The 23,009-nt window shown below is 68.0% G+C and carries 23 protein-coding genes; 11 read left to right on the top strand and 12 right to left on the bottom strand.

Going from position 1 to position 23,009, the window contains the following annotated elements; genetic code table 11:
- A partial coding sequence (locus P0W64_RS21625) for an ATP-binding cassette domain-containing protein (protein WP_275482253.1) occupies positions 1-406 on the top strand: 406 nt, incomplete at its 5' end.
- 271 nt (positions 407-677) lie between these two features.
- Here the strand turns inward: P0W64_RS21625 and P0W64_RS21620 are convergent.
- Positions 678-1,619 (bottom strand): amidohydrolase family protein, encoded by a 942-nt coding sequence (locus tag P0W64_RS21620; protein WP_275482252.1) that lies wholly within the window; start codon positions 1,617-1,619, stop codon positions 678-680.
- Positions 1,620-1,693: 74 nt separating this feature from the next.
- Here P0W64_RS21620 and P0W64_RS21615 point away from each other — a divergent pair, with 74 nt between their 5' ends.
- Positions 1,694-2,491 carry a helix-turn-helix transcriptional regulator gene (locus tag P0W64_RS21615; RefSeq protein ID WP_275482251.1) on the top strand — a complete coding sequence of 266 codons (798 nt, stop codon included), beginning with the start codon at positions 1,694-1,696 and terminating at the stop codon, positions 2,489-2,491.
- Positions 2,492-2,540: 49 nt separating this feature from the next.
- On the opposite strand, the gene P0W64_RS21610 is transcribed toward P0W64_RS21615, so the two are convergent.
- Positions 2,541-3,440: an alpha/beta hydrolase gene (locus tag P0W64_RS21610; protein ID WP_275482250.1), complete on the bottom strand. Its 900-nt coding sequence runs from the start codon at positions 3,438-3,440 to the stop codon at positions 2,541-2,543.
- A 154-nt stretch (positions 3,441-3,594) separates the two neighbouring features.
- On the opposite strand from P0W64_RS21610, the gene P0W64_RS21605 reads away from it, so the two are divergent.
- The 3 genes from P0W64_RS21605 to P0W64_RS21595 all read left to right on the top strand — a co-directional run bounded on the left by P0W64_RS21605 (position 3,595) and on the right by P0W64_RS21595 (position 5,847).
- Positions 3,595-4,452 (top strand): helix-turn-helix transcriptional regulator, encoded by an 858-nt coding sequence (locus P0W64_RS21605; RefSeq protein ID WP_275482249.1) that lies wholly within the window; start codon positions 3,595-3,597, stop codon positions 4,450-4,452.
- Positions 4,453-4,631: 179 nt separating this feature from the next.
- Complete coding sequence (locus tag P0W64_RS21600; protein ID WP_275482248.1) at positions 4,632-5,372, top strand: hypothetical protein; 741 nt, start codon at positions 4,632-4,634, stop codon at positions 5,370-5,372.
- A 34-nt stretch (positions 5,373-5,406) separates the two neighbouring features.
- A complete protein-coding gene (locus P0W64_RS21595; RefSeq protein ID WP_275482247.1) occupies positions 5,407-5,847 on the top strand; it encodes an SRPBCC domain-containing protein in 441 nt (146 codons plus the stop codon).
- A gap of 122 nt (positions 5,848-5,969) precedes the next feature.
- Here P0W64_RS21595 and P0W64_RS21590 read toward each other — a convergent pair whose 3' ends face one another.
- A complete protein-coding gene (locus tag P0W64_RS21590) occupies positions 5,970-7,268 on the bottom strand; it encodes a helix-turn-helix domain-containing protein (RefSeq protein WP_275482246.1) in 1,299 nt (432 codons plus the stop codon).
- A gap of 171 nt (positions 7,269-7,439) precedes the next feature.
- Between P0W64_RS21590 and P0W64_RS21585 the strand changes: the two genes are divergently transcribed.
- The 4 genes from P0W64_RS21585 to P0W64_RS21570 all read left to right on the top strand — a co-directional run bounded on the left by P0W64_RS21585 (position 7,440) and on the right by P0W64_RS21570 (position 12,893).
- Positions 7,440-8,909, top strand: a complete 1,470-nt coding sequence (locus P0W64_RS21585; RefSeq protein ID WP_275482245.1) for an AMP-binding protein — start codon at positions 7,440-7,442, stop codon at positions 8,907-8,909.
- A 43-nt stretch (positions 8,910-8,952) separates the two neighbouring features.
- On the top strand, positions 8,953-10,767 hold the full coding sequence (locus tag P0W64_RS21580; protein WP_275482244.1) for a DUF3556 domain-containing protein: 1,815 nt from the start codon (positions 8,953-8,955) through the stop codon (positions 10,765-10,767).
- The gene (locus tag P0W64_RS21575) at positions 10,764-12,197 is read left to right on the top strand and encodes an NAD(P)/FAD-dependent oxidoreductase (protein WP_275482243.1); all 1,434 of its coding nucleotides are present in this window, start codon (positions 10,764-10,766) and stop codon (positions 12,195-12,197) included. The genes P0W64_RS21580 and P0W64_RS21575 overlap by 4 nt, the downstream gene beginning before the upstream one ends.
- 99 nt (positions 12,198-12,296) lie before the next feature.
- Entirely contained in the window at positions 12,297-12,893 is a 597-nt protein-coding gene (locus P0W64_RS21570; RefSeq protein WP_275482242.1) for a DinB family protein, read from the top strand.
- A gap of 39 nt (positions 12,894-12,932) precedes the next feature.
- Here P0W64_RS21570 and P0W64_RS21565 read toward each other — a convergent pair whose 3' ends face one another.
- From P0W64_RS21565 to P0W64_RS21550, 4 genes are all read right to left on the bottom strand, one after another.
- On the bottom strand, positions 12,933-13,487 hold the full coding sequence (locus tag P0W64_RS21565; protein WP_275482241.1) for a polyhydroxyalkanoate synthesis regulator DNA-binding domain-containing protein: 555 nt from the start codon (positions 13,485-13,487) through the stop codon (positions 12,933-12,935).
- A 138-nt stretch (positions 13,488-13,625) separates the two neighbouring features.
- Complete coding sequence (locus tag P0W64_RS21560; RefSeq protein WP_275482240.1) at positions 13,626-13,892, bottom strand: hypothetical protein; 267 nt, start codon at positions 13,890-13,892, stop codon at positions 13,626-13,628.
- Between the two features lie 53 nt (positions 13,893-13,945).
- Positions 13,946-14,197 carry a hypothetical protein gene (locus P0W64_RS21555; RefSeq protein ID WP_275482239.1) on the bottom strand — a complete coding sequence of 84 codons (252 nt, stop codon included), beginning with the start codon at positions 14,195-14,197 and terminating at the stop codon, positions 13,946-13,948.
- 112 nt (positions 14,198-14,309) lie between these two features.
- Positions 14,310-15,704 (bottom strand): DUF445 family protein, encoded by a 1,395-nt coding sequence (locus P0W64_RS21550; RefSeq protein WP_275482238.1) that lies wholly within the window; start codon positions 15,702-15,704, stop codon positions 14,310-14,312.
- 175 nt (positions 15,705-15,879) lie between these two features.
- Between P0W64_RS21550 and P0W64_RS21545 the strand changes: the two genes are divergently transcribed.
- Positions 15,880-16,863, top strand: coding sequence for an aldo/keto reductase (locus P0W64_RS21545; protein ID WP_275482237.1), 984 nt, complete (start codon positions 15,880-15,882; stop codon positions 16,861-16,863).
- A 13-nt stretch (positions 16,864-16,876) separates the two neighbouring features.
- Here the strand turns inward: P0W64_RS21545 and nagB are convergent, their stop codons facing one another.
- Entirely contained in the window at positions 16,877-17,656 is a 780-nt protein-coding gene (gene nagB, locus P0W64_RS21540; protein ID WP_275482236.1) for a glucosamine-6-phosphate deaminase, read from the bottom strand.
- A 100-nt stretch (positions 17,657-17,756) separates the two neighbouring features.
- On the opposite strand from nagB, the gene P0W64_RS21535 reads away from it, so the two are divergent.
- Positions 17,757-19,241: an MFS transporter gene (locus P0W64_RS21535; RefSeq protein ID WP_275482235.1), complete on the top strand. Its 1,485-nt coding sequence runs from the start codon at positions 17,757-17,759 to the stop codon at positions 19,239-19,241.
- On the opposite strand, the gene P0W64_RS21530 is transcribed toward P0W64_RS21535, so the two are convergent.
- The 4 genes from P0W64_RS21530 to P0W64_RS21515 all read right to left on the bottom strand — a co-directional run.
- The gene (locus P0W64_RS21530; protein WP_275482234.1) at positions 19,195-19,710 is read right to left on the bottom strand and encodes a YbjN domain-containing protein; all 516 of its coding nucleotides are present in this window, start codon (positions 19,708-19,710) and stop codon (positions 19,195-19,197) included. The two genes, P0W64_RS21535 and P0W64_RS21530, sit on opposite strands and share 47 nt — an antisense overlap.
- Positions 19,707-21,101 carry a D-inositol-3-phosphate glycosyltransferase gene (gene mshA / locus P0W64_RS21525; protein ID WP_343232895.1) on the bottom strand — a complete coding sequence of 465 codons (1,395 nt, stop codon included), beginning with the start codon at positions 21,099-21,101 and terminating at the stop codon, positions 19,707-19,709. The genes P0W64_RS21530 and mshA overlap by 4 nt, the downstream gene beginning before the upstream one ends.
- Positions 21,052-21,930, bottom strand: coding sequence for an alpha/beta hydrolase (locus tag P0W64_RS21520; RefSeq protein WP_275482232.1), 879 nt, complete (start codon positions 21,928-21,930; stop codon positions 21,052-21,054). The genes mshA and P0W64_RS21520 overlap by 50 nt, the downstream gene beginning before the upstream one ends.
- 112 nt (positions 21,931-22,042) lie before the next feature.
- Positions 22,043-23,009, bottom strand: a 967-nt coding sequence (locus tag P0W64_RS21515) for an aldehyde dehydrogenase (RefSeq protein WP_275482231.1), incomplete at its 5' end; no start/stop codon positions are given.

Genomic DNA, 23,009 nt, shown 5'->3' with positions numbered 1-23,009 from the left:
CCCACCCCCCCCCCCCCCCGAATCCGTATGGCCCACACTGTCCCAGGGCGAACGCGGCCGCGCCCTCATCGCACGGGCGCTCATGGCCGAACCGGCTCTGCTCCTGCTCGACGAACCCGCCACCGGCCTCGACCTGGCCGCCCGCGAACGCCTGCTCAGCGCCGTCGACAACGCCCGACGCGCACACCCCGAACTGGCGTCGATCCTGGTGACCCACCACCTCGAAGAGATCCCGACGACCACCACCCACGCCCTGCTCATCCGCGACGGAATCATCACCGCCGCCGGCACCGTCGAGAACACCCTCACCACCGAGCACATCAGCCACGCCTTCGACCACCCCATCACCATCACCCGCCACAGCGGCGGGCGCTGGAACGCCACCGCGACCGGGGCTGCCCGATAGGTGATGGATCCGCCTTGGCACGGTTCGTTTCCACTCAGGGTGATGCACGAATCGATACACCCATGCGATGGAGACCCGCGACCGAACAGGTCGACAGGGCCGAGCACTTGATCCACCTCGTCGTGCCGACGCAGCGGCGCACTGCACCCTGGCCCGTGCTGTCGCGGGGAGAATGGGAAGGGGCCTGATCGCTCGCGCGCTCGGGTCGGTTCGGGCTGCGTTCGCGCAGACATAGCGACGACTCGCCAGGACTGCCGTAGACCGGACCGACTCAGGCGAAACGCTCGAACAGGCGCTGCGCGTTACCCGCATATATCGCCGACTTCTGTTCATCGGTCAAGCCGGTATCGGTATCGAGAATGCTGTTGAAACGACGGGCGACCACCTCAGGCGCGTAGGGGAAGTCGCTACCGAACAGAATACGCGTCGGATCCGCGAACTGTTGAAGACCTGCGAACGCGTACCGCCCGGACGACAACGCGGTGTCCCAATAGAACTGTCGAAACGACGCCAGCAATTCCGCGGCCCCGGGGCCGGACGGATCGATCGCGGGCTGCAATTCACAGAAGCGCAGGACCGAGTAAGGGACGAATCCTCCAGCATGCGACAAGATGATCTCGACGTCCGGGTAGCGTTCGAGTACTCCGTTGAATATCATGTGCACGGCATTGCGCGTCGTGTCGAACGGGTAGTCCACCAGGGGGCCGGGCACGCCGTCGAGGAGCGGAAGGAGCGGGTGAGCCGGGTGGATGAACACGACGGCTCTGTGTGCGTTCAGCGCCTCCCACAGGGGAGCGAAGCGTGCGTCGCCCAGGTATACGCCGCCGTAGTTCGACAACAGCACGACGCCATCCGCCCCGAGTTCGCGCAGCGCGTACTCGACCTCCGCGACCGCCCCGTCGACGTCAGGCAGCGGCACCGTCGCGAAGTCACCGAACCGGGGTCCGTTGCTCGACACCAGATCGGAAACGTAGCCGTTCACACGTCGCGCCATCTCGCGACGTTCGGATCCGGCCCAGCCCACAACGCTGGGCGCCGTCAGGGACAGCACGCTGGTCTCGATACCGTTCTCGTCCATGTAGCGCAGATGCTCGTCGACACTCCAATCCGGCAGCGTCCAGCCCGACGGATCCCCACCGTGACCTGCCAGGTCCTCACCCCAGAATGGAGGAACGAGGTGGGTGTGTACATCGATTCTGTTCGTTTTGCTCATGACTCGACGCTACTGTCAGGGGCCGGCCATCGGCAGGGGAGGAATTTCTGCTCCCTCCACATCATCGGCCGGTCATGACGCGCGACCCACGGCTGCGTGAGCTGGGTGCCTTCCTGCGGGCGCGGCGTGGCGAGATCCCTCCGCAGTCGACACCAGCCGGTCACGCCGCGGGCCGTCGCCAAGTCAGCGGACTACGCCGCGAGGAGGTTGCAGCGCTTGTGCACGTCACCACGGACTACTACACGCGCATCGAACAGGGACGCATGACGCCCGCACGCGATCTGGTTCGCCGCCTGGCGGATGCGCTCCATCTGGACGGCGGGCAACTCCGATACGCGCTCGCCCTCCTCGATCAAGACGATTCGGCACAAGCGTCCGCCCCTTCAGCCGACGGTACGATTCTGTGCCTACTCACCCGTCTGCTCGATGCTCCCGCCATTGTCATAGGCACCAATACATCTATTCTTCACTGGAACGACGCGGCAACAGCGCTGTTCGTGGATTTCTCGGAGATTCCCGAAATAGAACGGACATTCGTGCATCTGATATTCTCGAATCCGCCATTCCAGAGTAGATTCCGAGATCTGACGGCGATGAAGGATACCGTCGTCGGGATCCTTCGATCCGAGACACCGTCGAAGCTAGAGCCCGGCCGGGCCGTCTCACCACCCACCGAAGGACTCAGCGAGCATTCGGAGTTCCACGCCATCTGGACTCGGCACGATGTGGTCCAGCCGCAAGGGGGCATAGAGGTGCGCCTGCAGCACCCCGTCCAGGGCGACTCGACTGTGGATCTGATCGCTCTCCGCCTCGTGGACGATCCGACGCACCGGATTCTCGTCTTCGCCGAGCGACACGAAACGCAGACGTAGAGCGGCCCATCACAATCGGAGGGTGCGGCCCGGCCAGAACGCTCGGCTGTCAGGCGCCGAGGTGCTCGGTGAAGAATTCGCCGAGTCGCGCGACGGCCTGCGCGACGTACTCCTCGATATCGTACAGAGCCGGATGAGAAGCACCGTCGATCACGAAGAGCTCAGCGGAGTCACCCACCGCCGCCACCGCGCCCTCGCTGAACCCCTTGGTGCCCGCCTCGGAACCGGCGATCATCAGCAGCGGACGCGGCGCGATCTTGGCGACATCGGCGAAGGCGTCGAACTGCTCGAGTTGGTCGGCACTGCGCAACAGGAACGCTCCGATCGACCGCGGGTGCGCGCCACGCGGGGTCTTGTAGTAGTCGACGAACTCCGCGGTCTCGGCCGGAGTGTTCTCGTCTACGCGGTCGGGCAACACGGGCACCAGTCGTGGAGCCTCACCACGTGCCTCAGCCGTGCGGGCGGCACCGGATGCCGCGACCAACCGAGCGAAACCCTCCGGGTCGGGAACGCGGAAGAACAACGTGGCGTCGGCCGCGCTCACGGTCGCGACCGCCTTCATACGATGGTCGGTCTGCGCCGCATACGGTGCGTACCCACCCGAGGCGCAGATGCCGAGCACCCCGATGCGCTCCGGATCGACGTCGGTGCGGGTGCTGAGGAACGTGACGGCGTTGCGGAAGTCCTCGGCGCGCTGGAACGGATCCTCCAACGCTCGTGGCTCACCCTCGCTGGCACCCTGATATGCAGCGTCGAACGCCAGCGTGATGAAGCCCCACTCTGCGAGACGGCTCGCGTAGACGGCGCTGGTCTGCTCCTTCACGCCGGTCATGGGATGCCCGATCACGATGGCGGGACGGGGCCCGTCGGCCGGCGATTCAGGGGTGTACAGGTGCGCAGCGAGCTGCATGCCGCTGCTCGCGAAGGTGACATCCGTAGGAGTGATCATCGGTCCTTCCCTCTCTGTTGACGTCGCGTCGACCCGATCGCGGGTCGCTCGACACCCACTCTCCGGACGGAGACACAGCGGGGGAAGGAAAGACTCCATCCTGGGAAAGGTTCTTCCCAGGCACGGCAAGCGCGGGCGAACTATCGTCGAGAGCATGGCTGGAGCGATCGGTGCCGCGCATCTGCGCGAGCTCGGGGACTTCCTCCGCACCCGACGTGGCGAGCTGGTGCCGAATGACGTGGGGTTGCGCGAACTCGATCACCGGCGGCGAGTCAGCGGCTTGCGCCGGGAGGAGGTCGCGCAGCTCGCCGCGATCAGTACGGACTACTACACGCGCATCGAGCAGGGCCGTCTCGGCCCCACGGCACACGTCCTCGACGCGCTGGTCCGGGCTCTGCAGCTGGACGCCGACCAGGCCGACTACGTAGCCAGCCTGCTGGACCACGCCACACAGACATCCGTCCGGCCGGGCACACAGAGCGGACGACCGCGACAGCCGCGGGTTCGCCCCCCGGTGCGACGGCTGCTCGACCAGCTGACCGAGACACCTGCGTTGGTACTCGGCCCGCGCACCGACGTTCTCGCTTGGAATTCCTTGGCCGCCAAGGTGTATGCCGATTTCGATGCGATGGATCCGCACGAACTGAACTACGTCCGGCTGATCTTCACCGACCCCGCCATGCGCGACCTCTTCACCGACTGGCCGTCGGTCGCACGCTCATGCGTCGCGATCCTCCGCCGAGAAGCCGCCGCTAACCCGGCCGACCCCGCGCTGTCGGCCCTCGTCGGGGAGCTCACCATCGCCGACCCGCAGTTCGGAAAATGGTGGGCCGCACGCAATGTCGCACGACAGGACTTCGGCACCAAGGTGCTCGACCACCCCGTCGTCGGCGAACTGGTCTTGGACTGGGAGATCTTCCGTTACGCGGACGCCACCGATCAGCAACTGGTCCTGAACTCCGCGGACGCACACTCGGTCACGCGTCAACGACTTCGCATCCTCGCGAGCTGACCACCGAAGCACCCACACGCCCGACCCGCAACACGTGATGATCGGGGCGAGATCTGCGCCCCGGAACGGCGGGCCGACGATCCCGCTATCCGGCGAAACACGCAATCGTCTGCGCGCGGGGCTCGGGGAAACGACGATAGGACCCGGACTGTGATCTCCGACAGCGTAGGAGTGAGGCGATGGACGACCTCGATCCCGGGGCGCAAGCACCTGTGGTGCCCCCGACGCCACGCCGATTCGCCGACCTGCAGGAACTGGCTCGCACCGACCCCGTCGCGGCCGTCGACGCGGCGTGGGTCTGGTTCACCGAGATCCGAGATCGCGCACCGCGGGATCGCGGACCAGCCGAGCACGAGGCGAACGAGCTGTTCCGGCTGGGGACGCTGCCCGACGGCCCGGACGGATCGACCCGCGGCATGTTGGTCGGCACGACGACGGCCCCGGGCCTCGATCCGATCGTCAAGCTCATCACCGATCATTGGATCCCGTGGACGGGCAAACGTTTCGATAAACGGGCGCAACGCGGCGACAATAATATGAGGGGCGGGCCGTCGGCGCTCGTGGTGAAGGTCGCCGTTCCAGGCAGTGTCCTGGCAGACGAGGGCGAACAGGGCAGGCGTCAGGGTTTCGAGTTCAAGACCTACATCGACCGCGGTGCCGACGATCCCGACCGCCGAGTCGGCGTCATCGACTACAGGGACGAGCCCGACAACCCGAGACTGATCAAGGCGATTCGCGATGAGTACGTCGAGATCGTCCCGGGCGCCTATCTCGGCAAGGTCCTGCTCCGGACGTCCGACCTCATCGGCCTGCCGAGAATTCCGGGGCTGCCGAAGCTTCCGCTGCTTCCGTCCCGCGACGAGGGCGCATACGTCAAGATAGGCTTCTTCGCATTGCGGACACCAGGCGATGACGCATGAACCCCAACCGCTGTCCCGACGGCGAGGTGGCCGGATGACCGTCGAACCCGAACGCGATCCGTCCCAGGTCGAGATCGGCAGCTTCTATCCGCACCCACCCGAGATGGTGTGGCGGGTGCTCACCGATCCGGCTCTGGTGGAGCAGTGGTTGCAAGTGCTGCCGACCGGATTCCAGGGCGCCCGCGTAGGGACCCACTTCATCGCGTCGGTGCCGAAGGGCGAGATCGCATGCGAAGTCCTCGCCGCGACTCCAGGGGAATCGATGACGTGGAGCTGGGTGGACCTGCGGGCGCCACGACCGGCCCGTTGGATCGCCTCGTGGCTGGTGCGACCCCAAGGCCGCGGGACGCGGCTGCTATTCACGATGAGTGGTTTCGACATCGAGAACGATCGCCAGCGAATGGCGCGAAATGCGATGGAACGTGGCTGGCGTCAGGTCCTATCGAACTACGGCGACATACTGACTCGTCTTTGATCAACCCGAGATGCTCCGGCGGCCGGCCGCAATCGACCATGCCGTAACGATGTCGACCTGCTGCTCCTGTGTGTCTTCGAACGCCCGTAGGCGACATCGGTACGACGACCCGCATCACTCGCCTAACCGCGCCAGTCGGGCCCCGTTATCGCGGGGAGCCTCCGGCACAGCAACAACGCGATCTCGACGTCGAGCCGACCGTCCTCCAGCGGTCGCCCGCGACGTTCGAGCGCCTTGCGCACACGGTATTTCACCGTATTGATGTGTAGATGCAGAAGCGGCGCGGTGGCGGTGAAACTCGAGCCTGCTTCGAGGAAGACCTGCAGGGTGTGCCGGAGGTGCGCATCCGATTCGGCCGGACCAGCGAGGGGACCCAGGACCTCGCGGACCCAGACGTTCGCAGCCGACAGGTCACCGCCTCCCAGCATCGCCGCGATGACGACGCCGGGATCGTCACTGGCCACCGACGCCTGCTCCTCCCCCGAGCCGCGCAGCGCCACCGCACGCGCCTGCTCGGCGAGCTCGTGCGAGCGGACGAAGCCGGCGACGCCACTGCGTGGCGAGCCGATCGCCAACGTCGGAGCCCCGCGTTCGGCGGCTGCCAACCGTTTCAGAGCCTCGACAGAGCCGTCGACAGCGTTGGAGGACAACGGGATCCATCCCCAGGCAGTGAGCCGGTCATATGCCATGAACAGCGGTGAGGACGCGGCGCCGAGCCGCCTCGCCGCGAGCGTGAGGAAGCGCTCCATGCCCGTGAGCTCGCCCCGCTCGAGGACCGGTTGCGGATACCACATGATGACGGCGACGCTGTGCTCGCGCAGCGGGTAGCGCAGGATGCTGCTCAGCTCGTCGATGCGACGGGATTCCGTGGTGCCGGAGAGGATCCGCCGGATCTGCTCGCCGCGGATGCGCTCGCGGCTCTCCCGCCACCGCTCGAGTTCCTCTCGGTACGTCTCGATCACCTCCTCGGAGATCCAGTCGATATACCGAGCGGTCGCGGTGAAGGTCGCTTCCAGGACTTCCAGCGCCGTGTCGGCGCCGACCTGGTCGGTGCGCACCTCGGCGAAGACGAGGCTCAGAAGCTCCTGCTGCCCCAGTCGATAGGCCCGCACCAGGGCATTCGGCGTCACATCGTGCTGTGCTAGCCGACGGGCGTATTCCAGCGCGGCCACGGGCGCGGTCACGGCGGACACATCGATGCCGTGCCGGATGGCGGCGAAGATCGTGCCGATGTTCCCCTCGACGCTGGCGCGCAGCAACTCCACGATCTGCTCATCGCCCCTGAGCTCGGGGATCTGCGCAAGGATCACGCGCTGCACGGTCGCCGTCACCTCCGAGAGACGCGGCTCCATGCGGCCGATCACCGCTGCGGCGGCCGACGCCGGATCGACCGGCGCACCACCGTCTCCCTCTTCCGACATGGGCCGAGACTAGCCATCGACGGGTCGTCCCCGCACCGTTCTGACGATTCCTCGTTGTCTGTTACAGACAACGATGCCGGAAACGTTGGCTCCCGGGAACGATGTGATGGGAATCACTGCTGGCTAGGTTTTCTCATGAGGACACAGGCACGATCCGAGAGAGAGTCACCAATGCACTTCGCACTTCTCCCCGCACAACGGGCAGCGGAGGCGCCACACGCCCCAGCCGTCGCAGACGACCGCAGAGTGCTCGATAACACGACGTTCGACCAGTTCATCGCCCGTGCCGCGGCGACACTGCGCTCACGCGGCGTGGGCCGCGGGGACGTCGTGGCGGTACAACTGCCGAACACAGCGGACCTCATCGTGACCCTGTTCGCGGCATGGCGCCTCGGTGCGGCAGTGACACCGATCAACCCGGCACTGACTCCGGACGAGGCACGCTACCAAGCGACCGATGCGGGCTCGTCGGTGTTGGTCACAGACAACGACCGACGTGGCGATCTCGATGTGCCGGTGCAACTGACCGCTGATCTCTACGGCGTCTCGGACGTCGATGTGCGGTCGGTCGAGCCACGCGACGACGATCTGGCGCTGCTGATCTATACCTCCGGAACGACCGGCCGGCCCAAGGGCGTGCACCTGGATCACGCCAACCTCAGTGCGCAGTGCGCCACCCTGGTACGCGCACTCGGTCTCACCGCCGACGACCACAGCCTGCTGATCCTGCCTCTGTTCCATGCGAACGGGATCGTGGTGGGCACCCTCTCTCCACTGCTGGCTGGCGGGCACACCACAGTGGCCGGGCGATTCAAGCCCGACGGCTTCCTCGCGAAGGTGGAGACGGCGCGCCCGACATTCTTCTCCGCGGTGCCCACGATCTATCAGATGCTCGTGGACCTCCCGGCCGAGGTGCGGCCGGACACCTCGTCGATCCGTTACGGGATCTGCGGCGCCGCGCCGGCCAGCGTCGAACTGCTCGCGAAGGTCGAGGAACGCTACGGTTTTCCCCTGATCGAGGGCTACGGCCTTTCCGAATGCACTTGCGTCGCAACGGTCAACCCTGTCGACGGCGTCCGCAAGGCCGGCACCGTCGGGCCGGCCCTACCCGGGGTCACGGTGCGGGTGATCGGCGCCGACGGTGCAGAACTGCCGCCCGGCGAGCCGGGTGACGTGGTGATCGCCGGCCCGAACGTGATGCGCCGCTACCTGAATCGACCCGAGGACACCGCCGACACCCTGGTGAACGGCGAGCTCCGCACCGGCGACATCGGTTTCCTCGACGAGGACGGCTACCTCACCCTCGTCGATCGCGCGAAGGACCTGATCATCCGAGGCGGGGAGAACATCTACCCCAAGGAGATCGAGTCGGTCGTCTACCAGCTGCCTCAGGTCGCCGAAGCGGCAGTCGTGGGACGCCCGGATCTGAAATTCGGCGAGGTACCCGTCCTCTACGTCGCGCTCGCCGACGGCGCGACGCTCGACGCGGAGTCCATCCGCCTGCACGCCTCCGACAAGCTCGCCAGATACAAGCTGCCCGAGGAGATCACGATTCTCCCCAGCCTGCCCAAGAACGCCGTCGGCAAGCTCGACAAGCCGGCGCTGCGCAAGCGCACCACACCCCCGGTCGCGACGCCCTGAACCTCAGCGGTCCCAGAACCACTCGATCAAGGAGAAAGACATCATGGGATTCAAGGATCCGGTGTTCCCAGCAGTGGAACCCGAGGAATTCCTCCGGCGCCCCCTCATGGAACGGATACGCGTGCTCAGCACGCAATGGGCCGAATTCGGTTTCGGCACCCCGTACATGATCCACCTCATCTACGTCTTCAAGCTGCTCGTCTTCTACGGCCTCGGCGGTATCGCGGTGGCTACGCTCACCTCGGGAATGCAGCCGTTCGCCGTGGGCGAGTGGTGGAACCAGCCGATCGTGTACCAGAAGGTGGTGCTCTGGACGGTCCTGCTCGAGGCCATCGGTATCGCCGGCTCCTGGGGGCCACTCGCCGGTAAGGCCAAGCCCATGACCGGCGGCATCCTCTTCTGGGCGAGACCGGGAACCATCCGGTTGCGGCCCTGGAAGTGGCTCCCGGGCACGAACGGCAACCGCCGCACCGTCTTCGACGTCATCGTCTATCTCGCACTGTTGGTCTCGCTGGTGGTGGGCCTCGTGTCTCCCGGCGTACAGAACCTGGGTGGCTTCAGCGCCGCCCTGAGCGGACTCGGCATCACCACCTCACACGGGCTGATGCGTCCCGCAGTCCTCATCGCGCCGATAGCCCTGCTGATCCTGATCGGCCTGCGTGACAAGACGATCTTCCTGGCGGCGCGCGGTGAGCAGTACCTCCCGCCGATGCTGGCGTTCGCCATTCTGCCGCTGTTGTTCGGCGACCACGGTTTCGACAACATGGTCATCGCGCTCAAGCTCGTGATCGGCGTCGTGTGGGTCGGCGCCGGACTGTCCAAGTGCAACCACCACTTCACCATGGTCATACCACCGATGGTGTCGAACAGCCCACTGGTCCCCGGCGGCTGGTTCAAGAAGGCGCAGTACCGGAACTTCTCGACGGACATGCGACCGTCGGGACTGGCGCGCTTCCTGGCACACGGGCCCGGAGTCGTGGTCGAGGTCATCGCCCCGCTGATCCTGTTGTTCTCGACCAACCGGGTCGTCACGGTCGTCGCCGCCGTGTTCATGCTGGCCTACCACCTGTTCATCATCTCCACCTTCCCGTTGGCCGTGCCGCTGGAGTGGAACCTCCTTTTCGGCTACACCGCGGTGTTCCTGTTCATCGGCTTCCCAGCCGACAGCGGCTACGCCCTGTGGAACATGAGTCCGGCGTGGCTGGCGATCATCGTCACCGCCGGCCTGGCCTTCTTCCCGGTGCTCGGCAACCTCCGTCCGGACAAGGTCTCGTTCCTGCCCTCGATGCGGCAGTACGCCGGCAACTGGGCCACAGCGGTGTGGACCTTCACACCCGGCGCCGAGGCCAAGCTCGATCGCGTCACCCGCTCGGCACCGAATCAGATCGACCAGTTCATCGCCGCCGGCTACCCCCCACTGTGGGCCGAGATCACCCTGCAGATGACGATCGGGTGGCGCTCGCTGCACAGCCAGGGCCGCGGCATCTTCTCGGTGCTGCTCGCCACCCTCCCGGACATCGACACCCGCACCGTCCGCGAAGGCGAGTTCCTGTGCAACTCGATCATCGGGTTCAACTTCGGCGACGGTCACCTGCACAACCAGGACATGATCGATGCCGTACAGGACGAAGCCCGCTTCGCGCCCGGTGAGTGTGTCATCGTGTGGGTCGAGTCCCAGCCGGTCCACAAGAAGACCCAGGCGTACAAGGTCATCGACGCCGCCCTCGGCGTCGTCGAGGAGGGAACCTGGAACATGCACGAGGTCACCGAGACTCAGCCCTGGCTGCCCGACGGTCCCGCGCCCCACCACGTCACGTGGTCGACGATCCGCAACGATCAGTCGGCGGCCTCAGCATGAGCACAGCCACCGTCGTCGGCGCCGGGCCCAACGGACTCGCGGCCGCGATCACGCTGGCCCGGGAGGGCGTCGAGGTCACCGTCCTCGAGGCGTCAGACACCGTCGGCGGTGGCGTCCGATCCTTCGAGGGAATCGTGCCGGGCCTCATCCACGACCATTGCGCCGCAATGCATCCCATGGCAGTCGGCTCACCGTTCCTGAACTCGCTCGATCTCGAACGGCACGGGCTGCGCTGGCTCGCAGCCGAGATCGACTGCGTGCAGCCGCTCGACGATGGGACCGGCGGCGTGCTGCGGCGGTCCGTCGCGGATACCGCGGCCGGGTTCGGGCCGGACGGTGCGGTATGGCGTGCACTCTTCGAGAGCACCGTAGAGAACATCGACGCTGTGGGACCGGCCATCCTCTCGCCTCTCATACGTGTGCCGCGGCATCCGATCCACCTGGCACGGTTCGGGGCACCGGCGCCGCTGCCTGCCTCGGCGCTGGCACGGGCGTTCCGAACGCCGCAGGCCCGCGCCCTCTGGGGAGGCGTTGCGGCGCACACGTTCCGGCCGCTGCACCAGCCGATGACCTCGGCCATCGGGCTCGGCCTCCTGTCGGCGGGCCACGCCTACGGCTGGAAGGTCGCCCAGGGTGGCTCCGGAGCGATCGCGTCCGCCTTGGCGGCGGAGCTCTCGATACTCGGCGGCGATATCGAGACAGGCGCGCGGGTGACCTCCCTCGCAGAGCTGCCGACGAGCGATCTCGTAGTGTTCGACCTCGACCCGCAGCAGGTCGTGCGCATCGTCGGCGATCGTCTCCCGCGGCGGGTGCGCCGCCCGCTCGCGAGATTCCGACGCGGCCCGGGAGCCTTCAAGGTGGACTTCGCCGTCGAGGGCGGGGTGCCGTGGACCAATGCGGAGGCTCGTCGCGCGAGCACCGTCCACCTGGGCGGCGAGTACGCAGAGACCGCTGCGACAGAACGAGCCGTCGCCGCGGGCAGGATGCCCGAGCGACCCTTCGTCCTCGTCGGCCAGCAGTACCTCGCCGATCCGAGCCGCAGCGCCGGCGACATCCACCCCGTGTGGTCGTACGCGCACGTGCCGAACGGCTACACCGGCGACGCCACCGACGCCATCACCGCCCAGATCGAGCGGTTCGCGCCCGGGTTCCGCGAGCGCATCATCGGCGCCGCCGTCTGCTCGACCACCGAGATGTCCCGCTACAACGCCAATTTCGTCGGCGGCGACATCGACACGGGTGCCAAGGACCCGCTCCAGCTCGTCTTCGGACCGCGCGTCACCCTCAACCCATACGACCTGGGAGCGCCGGGCATGTACATCTGCTCGGCCGCAACCCCTCCCGGTCCCGCCGCGCACGGAATGTGTGGGTATGCCGCCGCCCTCCGCGCACTGAAGAGTCTGGGTATCCGCCCCCGTCCGCTGACCTGAACGCCCGGCGCGTTCTCGATCGCCGGCAATCAGGACAGGATCCGACCGGATGGCGAGGTGTACTCGGCGGGTACGCACAACCACACGGAAGGACCAGCCATGCCGTTCAACGCCTCAGCCGCCCCCGACGAGCGCTCCGGACTCCGCACATATATCGAGCAGCAGCTCGCCGGGATCCGCCACACGTCGTTCGGTCTCACAGAGGACCAGATCCGGCTCGCGCCGACGCGATCGACGCTCACGATCGGCGGCCTGCTCAAGCACGTCGGCAACTGCACGGAGAGCTGGGTCGCGCGGCTCGAGGCCGCGCCGGGCGAGCCGCCGCGACCCGACGACGACGAGGCCGCCCAGGCCTACCGCGACGACTTCGTCGTCGAGGACACGGACACCCTCGCGTCGATCCTCGAGAGTTTCGACGCGGTCGTCGCGCACACCGCCGCGGTGGTCGACGACCTCGACCTCGATGTGGCGGTCCCCGTGCCGGACGCACCATGGTTCCCCAAGGACGTCCAGTCATGGACCGGCCGCTGGGTTCTGCTGCATCTGATCGAAGAGATCGCGCGGCACGCCGGCCACGCGGATATCACACGTGAGAACATCGACGGCGCAACCATGTACGAGCTCGTCGCCGCAGCCGAGGGTATCGGGGACACCCCGTTTCTCAGGGCATGGCGGCCGGCGGGCGACCCGGCGTAGTCGGCCTGGCCGGCCCGGGGTCGAGCGCGACGACTGCGATCACTCGTCGGGTTTGTCGCCGGTCTTCTCCTGCAGTAGGAGGGTGACGGCCTGCGTCAGCTGCGAGACCTGCTCGCGCAGTTCACGGATCTCCTCCTGCTGCCGCTCGGAGTCCGAGCTCGCGGCGGCACCGTCGGACGCGTCGTCCTCGTCGACGGGCGCGGGTGCCGGCTTCTTCTTACTCTTCTTCTTCGCCTTCTTGGGCGGCGCGGGCGGCTCGTCTTCGTCCTCATCCACCTGAGCGGCCCCGGTGGCCCCCGCCACCTGGCCGATATCGGCGAGCTGGGCGACGCCCTGGACGACCCCGGTGGGCGTGCGCAAGAGATCGGCGAGCAGGCTGGAGGACCCCGGCCGGCTCTGCGCGCGGCGTCGCAGCACCTGGGCGAGCACCTCGTCGGTGCGGTCGGCACCGCCGTCGTGGTCGCGGACGACGACACGGATCCCGCCGTCGAGGAGCGCGGCGATCTCGTCGAGGGTGGTGAACCGGCGCCGCACCGAGTCGTACAGCTTCCGGTTCGAGTAGCGCTTGATCAGGTAGAGATCGTCTTCGGCCATCGTTCCCTCCTCTGGGATGACGCAGGATCTCAGCCTACCGGCGCGCCCCGGGCACACGGATGCCGCTCGCGACGGCTTCCTCCCGTCCCGAGCGGCGTTGCCGCGGGGTGCAGCGGATCGGATGGGATCCCGCTGCGATCACTTACCCTTGCTGACCTTGCCGAGCTTGTCGACCTGCTCGTTGAGGGACTTGACCTGCTTCTTCAGAGTCTTACGCAGGTCCTTGTCCGCGATGTCGTTGGCGCGTTTGCGGGCGCCCTTCTCGGCGCTCTTCGCGTTGTCGATGAGGTCGTCTACGAGGACCTTGGTCGAATCGACGACCGAGGACAGGTAGTTGGTCAGAGTGGCGTCGGTGGTGATCGCCTTCGACTTCTTGCCCGACTTCTTCGCGGTCTTGTCGGCCATGGGAATGCTCCTTCTACTTGTACTTGTACTTGTACTTGACGTGCGGATTGCGATTACTTGCCCTTGCGGGCCTTGCCGAGCTTCTCTACCTGGTCGGTCAGCGTCTTGGTCTGCTTCTCGAGGGTCTTGCGCAGGTCCTTGTCGGCGACGTCGTTGACGCGGCGGCGCGTGCCCTTCTCGGCGTTCTTCGCGTTCTCCAGTACGTCGTCGATGAGGACCTTGGTGGAGTCGACCACCGAGGAGAGGAAGGTGGAGACGGACGCGTCGGTGGTGATCGAGGGGCGGTTCTTGGTCGTGCTTGCCATGATGACTCCTTTGTCGGGGGCTTGTTCCTTACGCGTTTGCGTAATAAGAAAATTACGCGACGCGCAATCATTACGCAACCCCTACGCAACGCGTTGTGACGCACATCACATACTAATGGGTCAGGTGCTCCACCATGAGCACTTGAAGCTCACCGACCAGGAACCCGAGGATCGCGCCGACAGCGATGAGGGTCTTCTCATCGGCTCGGAACGCCGGCCGCAGGACGCCCTCGAACTCCTCCGGCGTCATCGCCGCCATCTTGTCGCCCAGCGTCTCCTGGATGTCGAGCGCGCGCGTGAGATAGTCCTCCGCACCCTCGAGTACCGTCGGGAGCACCGCCGTGATGTCCTCCGCCGCGGCCTGGCACATGGGCTCGACCCCGGCGATGTCCAGCCCGACGCCCGTCACGCCCTTCATGGGCTCGCGCATCACCCCGGACACCGCGCCGAGCAGGCTGCCGACGGACACGTCCCCGGCCCCGATCCCCTGCAGCCCGAGTGACGAGATCCCCAGGTCCTTCAGGATCGGCAGCGAGTCCGGGTCCACGTCGACGAACTGCCTCAGGTCGCCCATCTGATTCCGCAGCTCCTCCTCGATTACGTCGGCCACCATGATCCGCACCTTGTCCGACTCGGCTCCGGCGAAGACCCCTTTGATCAGCCTGTCGGCGGTGAGCACCCGCGTCGCGATCAACGCGCCGTACTCCTTGGAAACAGGTATGCGGTGCTTGAGGAACAGGCCCTGCCACGTAATCACGCCCAGGTATCTGGTCGGCTCCTTGGGATTGAAGATCAGGCGCAGCGCCGCCCAGTCGGTGAACCAGCCCGTGAACAGGCCGAACAACGGCATGACCCAGGGGTTGTGGAAGATCGCCCAGACGATCGCCTGCACGAGACCGATGAAGAAGCCGAAGACCAGGCCACTGCGCCGGATGAACGCGAACTCGCGGCGGCCGACGTCGAGGAACATCGACTCCAGCGTGTCCGGGTCGGCGAGGAACTCCTCGGTCACCATGGTCTGCAGGTCGAAGACGTCGTCGATCTGCTCGGTGAGAGCATCCGTGAGCGCGACCACGACATCCGGCGCGGCCTCTTGCACCCGCTGGATCACGAGATCCTGTGCGACCGGGGGTAGGACGTGCCAAAGCGTGGGTTGATACTCGGGGATCACCTTCCTCGCTATCCGCGCGACCTCGGCGCGCAGTGGGCGCTCGATGAGCGCAGCCAGCTCAGGCCCCTCGACCCGCTCCACGATCTCGCGTGACGAGATCAGCCGGCCGGTCAGTGTCTCGCAGAGTACCTCGACCATCTGCGGCGCACGCCGCGGGATGATGCCCTGCCAGCCCAGCTTGCCTATGCCCTTGAACCGTTGCGGCCGGAACATCATCTTGATCGCGACCAGCTTGGTGCCATAGCCGACCAGAGCCGCGATGATCGGCATCGTCAGGTAGACGAGCCAGTTGGTCTGGAGGTCATGGGCGATCTCGGACCACGACTGCACGTGCACGGGCACCTCCTCACCGGGCCGCCGGCGCGACCACCACTGCACCCTGCATTGTGGTACCCGTCACACGACCGCGGGGTAGAACGCCCGCACTCGCGTCGTCGCAGTCCCGACATATGTCCAACGCCCGGGATATCCACTTGCGTTCGAGTGCGCTCCAACTCGTAGCGTGACCCTCATGACGACCTCGGACCTCCCGCAGCGGAACATCGGCGACCTCACGGTCTCGGCCCTCGGCCTCGGCTGCATGGGCATGAGCCACGCATACGGCCCAGCGGACCATGACGAGTCCATCGCGACCCTGAACGCCGCGCTCGACGCGGGCGTGAGCCTCCTCGACACGGCCGACATCTACGGAGTCGGCGCCAACGAGCGCCTTCTATCGGAGGTGCTCGCCAAGCGGCGCGACGACGTGGTGCTGGCGACCAAGTTCGGCTTCCTCCCCGGCGAGGAGGGCCTGCCGGGACCCGTAGACGCCCGGCCCGAGCGCGTCGCGGAATGCGTCGACGCGTCACTGGCACGCCTGGGGGTAGACGCGATCGACCTCTACTACCTCCACCGGGTCGATCCGAAGGTGCCGGTGGAGGACACGGTCGGAGCGATGGCCGAGCAGGTGACCGCGGGCAAGGTGCGAGCGCTGGGCTTGTCTGAGGCATCGACGGACGCCCTGCGGCGCGCCGTCGCCGTACACCCGATCGCCGCGCTGCAGAGCGAGTACTCGATATTCACGCGCGACGTCGAGAACGATATCCTGCCCGCGGCAAGGGAACTCGGCATCACTCTGGTGCCTTTCAGCCCCCTGGGCCGCGGGATGGTGACCGGCAGCGCGGCGAGCACCACCGAGCTCGCCGACGACGACTTCCGGCGGCGCCTACCCCGCTGGCAGGGCGCGAACCTGGAAGCCAACCTCGCTGTCGCGCAGCGCATCCGAGAGATCGCAGAGGGCGCCGGGGCCAGCCCGGCGCAGGTCGCTCTCGCCTGGGTGCTCGCGCAGGGCGACGACGTGGTGCCCATCCCCGGCACCCGGCGGCGCCGCAATCTGGCCGACAACCTCGGCGCGGTGGACGTGCAGCTCACCGGGGAGCAGCTCGCGGAGCTGTCGGCACTCAGTGCATCCGGGGACCGTTACGACGCCGCGCGCGCGGCACAGGCCGGCCGCTGAGCCGCGGGAGAGCCTAGAACGATTGCCCCTCGGGCTTGTTCTCGAAGACGTACCGGTAGTAGTCGGCGAGTTTCAGATCAGCTGCCGCGGCCTCGTCGACGACGACGGTGACGTGCGGATGCAGTTGTAGCACCGATGCGGGACAGAAGGCCGAGACCGGCCCCTCGGCCGCCGCGGCGACGGCCGCGGCCTTACCCCTGCCGGTCGCCAGCAAGAGCAGATGCCGGGCGCGCGAGATCGTGCCGAGCCCCTGCGTGAGGACGTGGATCGGAACCTCGTCGACGGAGGCGAAGAAGCGGGCGTTGTCGGCACGCGTCTGCTCGGTCAGGGTCTTGATTCGGGTGATCGAAGCAAGCGACGAGCCCGGTTCGTTGAAGCCGATATGACCGTCCGTCCCGATCCCGAGGAGCTGGACGTCGACCCCGCCGGCCGCGGCGATCGCGTCCTCGTAGCGGCGGGCCTCGGCGTACACGTCGTCGGCGTTGCCGTCGGGGCCGTGCACATGGGAGTCCTCGATGTCGACCTGCGCGGTGAACTCGCGCCGGATCACCGAGTGGTAGCTCTCCGGATGTTCGGCGGGCAGTCCGACGTACTCGTCGAGGTTGAAGGACTCCGCCTGCGCGAAGCTCAGGCCGTCCTCACGGTGCCGGCGGATGAGTTCAGCATAGGTGGCGAGCGGCGTCGAGCCGGTGGCGAGGCCCAGGACGCTGGGTCCGCGCCGGACGTAGCCCGCGACGATGTCGGCTGCTGTGGTGGCGACATCGTCGGCAGTGGGTCGGATCACGAGTTCCATGGCCCCGATCCTAGGCAACACGGCCGGGTGTCACGTGAGGGTCGCCGCAATACCGCACCTCCCGTTGCCTAGTGTTGTATTTTACAACTATCTTGCATCCATGACCGAAATCCTCCGTGCCGCACAGCGACCCGGCGGCGGCCCGCGAAGAGCGGCTCGCCGGCCGGGCGACGGGATGATCGTGACCGTCCTCTGTCTCGGCGGTCTGCTCGCCGCGCTCATGCAGTCGCTCGTCGTGCCCATCGTGGGCCGGCTGCCACACCTACTGGGGACCAGCGCCGACAATGCGTCGTGGGTGATCACCGCTACCCTGCTCGCGTCGTCGGTCGCGATGCCCATCGCCGGCCGCGCCGCCGACCTGTACGGCAAACGCCGCGTACTGCTCGTGAGCCTGGTGAGCCTTATCGCGGGGTCCCTGTTGTGTGCGCTGTCGTCGACTCTGCTGCTCACCGTCGCCGGGCGAACGCTGCAGGGCCTCGCCATGGGACTCGTACCGGTGGGCATCTCGCTCATGCGCGACGAACTGCACGCCGAACGCATCCCGGCCGCGGTGGCACTGATGTCCGCGATGCTCGGTGTGGGAGGCGCGATCGGGATCCCCTTCGGCGCGTATATCTCCGAGCATTTCGACTACCACGCCCTGTTCTGGGTCGCGCTGGGCGCCGGGGCGATAGTCGCCGCGCTGATGTACGTGGTGGTGCCCGAGTCCCCGGTCACCAGCGGCGCCCGGTTCGATGCGGTGGGCGCCGCGGGCGTCGCCGCGGGGCTCGTCGCGGTGCTGCTCGCCATCACGAAGGGCCACGCCTGGGGCTGGACGTCGGTCGCGACGATCGGCTGCTTCGTCGGCGGCGCCGCTATCCTGATCGCCTGGGGTGCATACGAACTGTGTATCGAGGCACCGTTGGTGGACCTGCGCGTCTCCGCGCGACCCTCCATCGCCCTGACCAACCTGGCATCCGTGCTCGTGGGCTTCGCGATGTTCGCGCTCATGCTCACCATGCCGCAGCTGCTACAGCTCCCTTCGGCCACCGGTTACGGACTGGGACGCGGCCTGCTCGAGGCGGGCCTGTGGATGGTGCCCGGCGGCCTCGTCATGATGGCGCTGTCGCCGGTGTCGGCACGGCTGACTCGCACGATCGGCGCCCGGACGACCCTCGCCGCCGGCGCTGCGGTCACCTCGGGCGGCTACTTCGCGACGCTCGCGCTGCGGGACACACCGTGGCAGTTGATGATCGGCTCGATGATCGTCTTCGGCGGCGTGGGTATCGCGTACTCCGCGATGCCGGCGCTCATCATGGCGGACGCGCCGGTCGCGGAATCCGCGGCCGCCAACGGGCTGAACTCGCTCATGCGGTCGGTCGGCACCGCTATCGCGTCAGCGGTCGTCACGTCGGTGCTCGCCGGCGGCGCGACGACGTTGCACGGTGTCGCCGTCCCTGCGAAGAGCGGGTTCACGACGGTTCTCATCCTGTCCGGCGCGATCGCAGCAGGCGCAACCGCTGTAGCGCTGTGTATTCCACGCCGACGCCGGGAGCGCCTCACTCCTCGGACGGGAACCCCGGTAGCAGGTGCGCGAAGGGCTTGAGGTTGTGCAGCGGCTCCCCGCGCGATACCCGCCAGTCGAATTCGCGCCGGATCGATGTCAGGAAGCCGAGCTCGAGCAGGATGTTGAAGTCACCGTCGGCAGCCTCGAGCACCTGCCCCAGCACCCGGTCGAGCTCGTCGGCGTCGAACGTGGACTCGGCGAACCTGCCGGTCAGGTAGATGTCTCCGGCCTGGTCGATGGTGTACGCGACGCCGTACAGCCTCCTGTTGCGACGCAGCAGGTACCGGTAGACCTCCTCGAGATTCTCGTCGGCGTGCCGGCACACGAAGGCTTCGACGCGCACGCCGTGGGCGTCGATCGTGAGCAGCGTCGAGGTCTTGAGCTTCTTCTCGCCTGGAAGCTCGATGACGAAGTGCGCCAGGTTCTTCCCCGACTCCTGCTTGCGGGTGTACTCGAGGTCCCGCTCGGCGAGGGCGGCCTCGATCCGGTCGGCCAGCTCGGCACTCATGCGCGCACCGCCGTTCGCGGTGCGGGGCGCGGCACGCGGCGCAGTGCCACCGGCGCCCCGGGGTCCCGCTTCCGTTCCGGAATATCCTGTGCGGCACGCGCCTTCGCGTACGCCGCGAGCAGACCGTCTACGGTGCCCGCCCACGAGAAGCCGGCGGCGTGGCTGGGCGCTCCCTGGGCGAGCCGGCGGCGGAGCTCGGCGTCGGCGGTCAACTCGTCGAGCGCAGCGGTCCAGTCCGCGGTGTCGTGCCCGTCGACGAGGCGGCCGGAGGCGCCGTCATCGACGGCCACCGAGAGCCCACCGACCCGCGCGGCCACGACGGGCGTGCCACATGCCTGCGCCTCGACTGCCACCAGCCCGAAGGACTCCGAATGGCTCGGAACCACAACGAGATCCGATGCGCGGTAGACCTGCGCCAGCCCTGCCGGCGGGCGCGGCGGCAGGAACGTCACCGACGCCGCGATTCCGAGTTCCGAGGCGAGCGCGATGAGTGAGTCCGGCCGGTCCAGCCCCGACCCGGACGGTCCGCCCACGACGAGCAGCCGCAGCCGGCGCTCGGGATGGGCCGCGATGAGCGGCGCGGCGGCGCGCAGGAGCAGATCGGGCGCCTTGAGTGGCTGGATGCGGCCGACGAACGTCAATACCTGCTCGGCCGGGTCGATCCCCAGCTCGGCACGCGCCGCAAGCCGCGATCCCGGTGTGTAGGCGCCGAGGTCGGCACCCGGATGTACCACATCGATACGGGCGGGCGAGACGCCGTGCAGCTCGCTCAGCTGCGCGGCCTCGATCTCGGTGTTGACCACCAGCCGGTCCGCCTCGTCCGAGACCTGCTGCTCGCCGATCTCGCGGGCGGCGGGCTCGGCTGTGTCACCGTCGGCGAGGGAGCGGTTCTTGACGGCCGCGAGGGTGTGCGCGGTGTGCACCAGCGGCACGCCCCAGCGGTCACGCGCGAGCCAGCCGACCTGGCCCGACAGCCAGTAGTGCGAGTGCACTAGGTCGAAGTAGCCGGGCTCCTCCCGCGCCTCGGCGCGCAGTACGCCCGCGGCGAACGCGCAGAGCTGCGCGGGCAGATCACGTTTGTCCAGGCCCTCGAAGGGACCTGCGACGACGTTCCGCACCCGTACGCCGGGCAGGGGGTCGACCACCGAACCGTCGGCGGACGACGTCGCCCTCGTGAAGATCTCGACCTCGACGCCGCGGCGCGCGAGCTCGGCCGCCGTCTGCCACACGTAGACGTTCATGCCGCCCGCATCGCCCGTTCCGGGCTGCGCGAGGGGCGAGGTGTGGACCGACAGCACGGCCACGCGGCGCGGTAGAGGCACGGCAGACACGTGCCCCAGCCTAGACTCCGCCTCGGCTGTGGGCCCGGGACGCGTGCTCCAGGAGGGCATCGGCGCAGCGGCGGGGGTCCTCCGCGAAGGGCGCGTGGCCCGTGCCCTCCCACAGGTCGAGTTCTGCGTCGGGGAGCATCGCCGCGTGATGCCGAGCCACCGACGGTGCGACGACGGCATCGGCCGTCCCGTGCTGGACCAGCACGGGAAAGGTCCAGGACGCCAAGTCCGCGTCATGGTCCACCGTGCGCCGGAAGAGCCCTCCACGAACGGTTGCGGGAGTCGCCAGCGCATAGCCGAACTGCTGCTGAGCGAGTGCGCCGAACTCGGGGGCGGGCGGCATGATCCGCAGGCGGGACAGGCCGGCGATGGCCTTTCCCGGCCGGGCCGAGAGCGCGTCCGGCAGGGCCGCCGCCATCGTCTCGCCGACCACACCGCCCGGGAACGCCCCGGACTCGTCGCCTCCGATCGATGTGATGGCGCCGATGAGCACCACCCCTGCGACGCCCTCGGTGCCGCGTTCGGCGAGGTGGTCGGCGATGGCGAGACCGCCGTACGACCAACCGACCAGCACGACGGGCCCCTCGATGCTTGCACGCACCGCGGCCAGGTCGGCCGCCCAGCGGTCGGAAGTGAACGCGTCGGGGCCGTCGGGCACCGACGAGTAGCCGTGCCCGCGCAGGTCGACGGCGACCACACGCCGCCCCGCCGCGGTGAGCTCCGGGATCAGCGGTTCCCACGCACGCGAGCACTGTGCCCAGCCGTGTACGAGCAGAATCGTCGGCCCGTCCGCACCGGCCGGGGTGCGTTCGTCGTAGAAGATCTCGGTGCCGTCGTCGCTCGTCACGAGCCCGACGGCGCGTTCCACTCTCGCGGTTCCGTCCTGCACACCGACGACCCTATCGCCCCAGGCCCCCGGCGCCCCCGCCGCGCACAGGCCGGCATGCCGGACCGGGCGGGCCGTTGCCGACAGGGGTGGGCTCGCACCTACGGAACGAGGGTCAGCCCGCCGCGAAACCCTTGGTGCGCATGAGGAAGTCTGCCAGGAATCCGTCGTGGGGCACCTCGGGCGCGGCGAAATGCGTGGGCCGACCCACGTAGACGCATCCGATCGTCGGATCGTCGAGCAGCGCCGGCACCAGATCCGCACGCCCCAACACACTCACGACCAGCGAGCCGCGCAGCGGTGCCACCGCCTCGAGTGCAGGCGCATCGGGCAGGGCCGCGACCCACACGCACGGGAAGGGCAGTTCCGCATCGACGCGGTCGTCCGCCACCGGCAGCGCGTGCACGGCCGGTCGCAGCGCGGCGAGACCACCGCCCAGCTCTGCGACGAGCCGATCCGCACCGGCCACCGCCACCGCGTCGCCGGCGCGCGCAGCCAGGTGCTCGGCCAACCTCCGCGCCTCGGCTACCGGACGGACCGGCAACACGGCGTGCTCGTCACCGGGAGGGAGGGCGGGCAGCGCGGCCAGGCGCTCCGCAAGCGCCCGGGCGAGAAGCACAGGATCGCCGTCGACGAGGACGGCCGTCGCATTCACGCACGCCGTACCACCCAGGTGTGCAACCGAATCCGCGATCACATCCAGCCACGGCTCCCAGTCCGCGCCGACCACGATCTTCGACCTCCCCGGTCCGTTGACCTTCACCGTGTCATCGCCGCGGTACCGGTCCGCGACATCCTGGCCGCCGTACACCAGCGCGAGATCCGAGCACCTCACGAGCTCGTCGGCCCCGGCATGGTCGGTCGGCAGGTAGACGGCATCGGCGGCGGGCAGCCCGGCGGACCGCAGCGCGAGTATCAGGCGGTGGGCCGTGAACGGCTCGCGTCGCGAGGGCCGAACCGCCACGCGGTAGCCCAGCAGAAGCGACTGGGGCCAGAGCCCGTGCACACCGGGTGCGTTCCCAGACGCGTGCACCGCCAGCACGTCCCCGCGCCGCGCCCACACCGCGGAGGCATCGGACGTG

The organism is Tsukamurella sp. 8F, assembly GCF_029167375.1.
GTDB lineage: Bacteria > Actinomycetota > Actinomycetes > Mycobacteriales > Mycobacteriaceae > Tsukamurella.
Note: the sequence above shows the minus strand (reverse complement) of the source record. Positions and strands in the feature narration are given on the sequence as shown.

Excerpts from the sequence above, each read along its gene's own strand:
- P0W64_RS21585 (WP_275482245.1), top strand. The coding sequence starts at position 7,440 with ATGCACTTCGCACTTCTCCCCGCACAACGGGCAGCGGAGGCGCCACAC.
- P0W64_RS21610 (WP_275482250.1), bottom strand. The coding sequence starts at position 3,440 with ATGATCACTCCTACGGATGTCACCTTCGCGAGCAGCGGCATGCAGCTC.
- P0W64_RS21620 (WP_275482252.1), bottom strand. The coding sequence starts at position 1,619 with ATGAGCAAAACGAACAGAATCGATGTACACACCCACCTCGTTCCTCCA.
- P0W64_RS21580 (WP_275482244.1), top strand. The coding sequence starts at position 8,953 with ATGGGATTCAAGGATCCGGTGTTCCCAGCAGTGGAACCCGAGGAATTC.
- P0W64_RS21545 (WP_275482237.1), top strand. The coding sequence starts at position 15,880 with ATGACGACCTCGGACCTCCCGCAGCGGAACATCGGCGACCTCACGGTC.
- P0W64_RS21560 (WP_275482240.1), bottom strand. The coding sequence starts at position 13,892 with ATGGCCGACAAGACCGCGAAGAAGTCGGGCAAGAAGTCGAAGGCGATC.
- P0W64_RS21600 (WP_275482248.1), top strand. The coding sequence starts at position 4,632 with ATGGACGACCTCGATCCCGGGGCGCAAGCACCTGTGGTGCCCCCGACG.
- P0W64_RS21555 (WP_275482239.1), bottom strand. The coding sequence starts at position 14,197 with ATGGCAAGCACGACCAAGAACCGCCCCTCGATCACCACCGACGCGTCC.
- P0W64_RS21605 (WP_275482249.1), top strand. The coding sequence starts at position 3,595 with ATGGCTGGAGCGATCGGTGCCGCGCATCTGCGCGAGCTCGGGGACTTC.
- P0W64_RS21615 (WP_275482251.1), top strand. The coding sequence starts at position 1,694 with ATGACGCGCGACCCACGGCTGCGTGAGCTGGGTGCCTTCCTGCGGGCG.
- nagB (WP_275482236.1), bottom strand. The coding sequence starts at position 17,656 with ATGGAACTCGTGATCCGACCCACTGCCGACGATGTCGCCACCACAGCA.
- P0W64_RS21530 (WP_275482234.1), bottom strand. The coding sequence starts at position 19,710 with ATGAGTGCCGAGCTGGCCGACCGGATCGAGGCCGCCCTCGCCGAGCGG.
- P0W64_RS21565 (WP_275482241.1), bottom strand. The coding sequence starts at position 13,487 with ATGGCCGAAGACGATCTCTACCTGATCAAGCGCTACTCGAACCGGAAG.
- mshA (WP_343232895.1), bottom strand. The coding sequence starts at position 21,101 with ATGCCCTCCTGGAGCACGCGTCCCGGGCCCACAGCCGAGGCGGAGTCT.
- P0W64_RS21590 (WP_275482246.1), bottom strand. The coding sequence starts at position 7,268 with ATGTCGGAAGAGGGAGACGGTGGTGCGCCGGTCGATCCGGCGTCGGCC.
- P0W64_RS21570 (WP_275482242.1), top strand. The coding sequence starts at position 12,297 with ATGCCGTTCAACGCCTCAGCCGCCCCCGACGAGCGCTCCGGACTCCGC.
- P0W64_RS21535 (WP_275482235.1), top strand. The coding sequence starts at position 17,757 with ATGACCGAAATCCTCCGTGCCGCACAGCGACCCGGCGGCGGCCCGCGA.
- P0W64_RS21595 (WP_275482247.1), top strand. The coding sequence starts at position 5,407 with ATGACCGTCGAACCCGAACGCGATCCGTCCCAGGTCGAGATCGGCAGC.
- P0W64_RS21575 (WP_275482243.1), top strand. The coding sequence starts at position 10,764 with ATGAGCACAGCCACCGTCGTCGGCGCCGGGCCCAACGGACTCGCGGCC.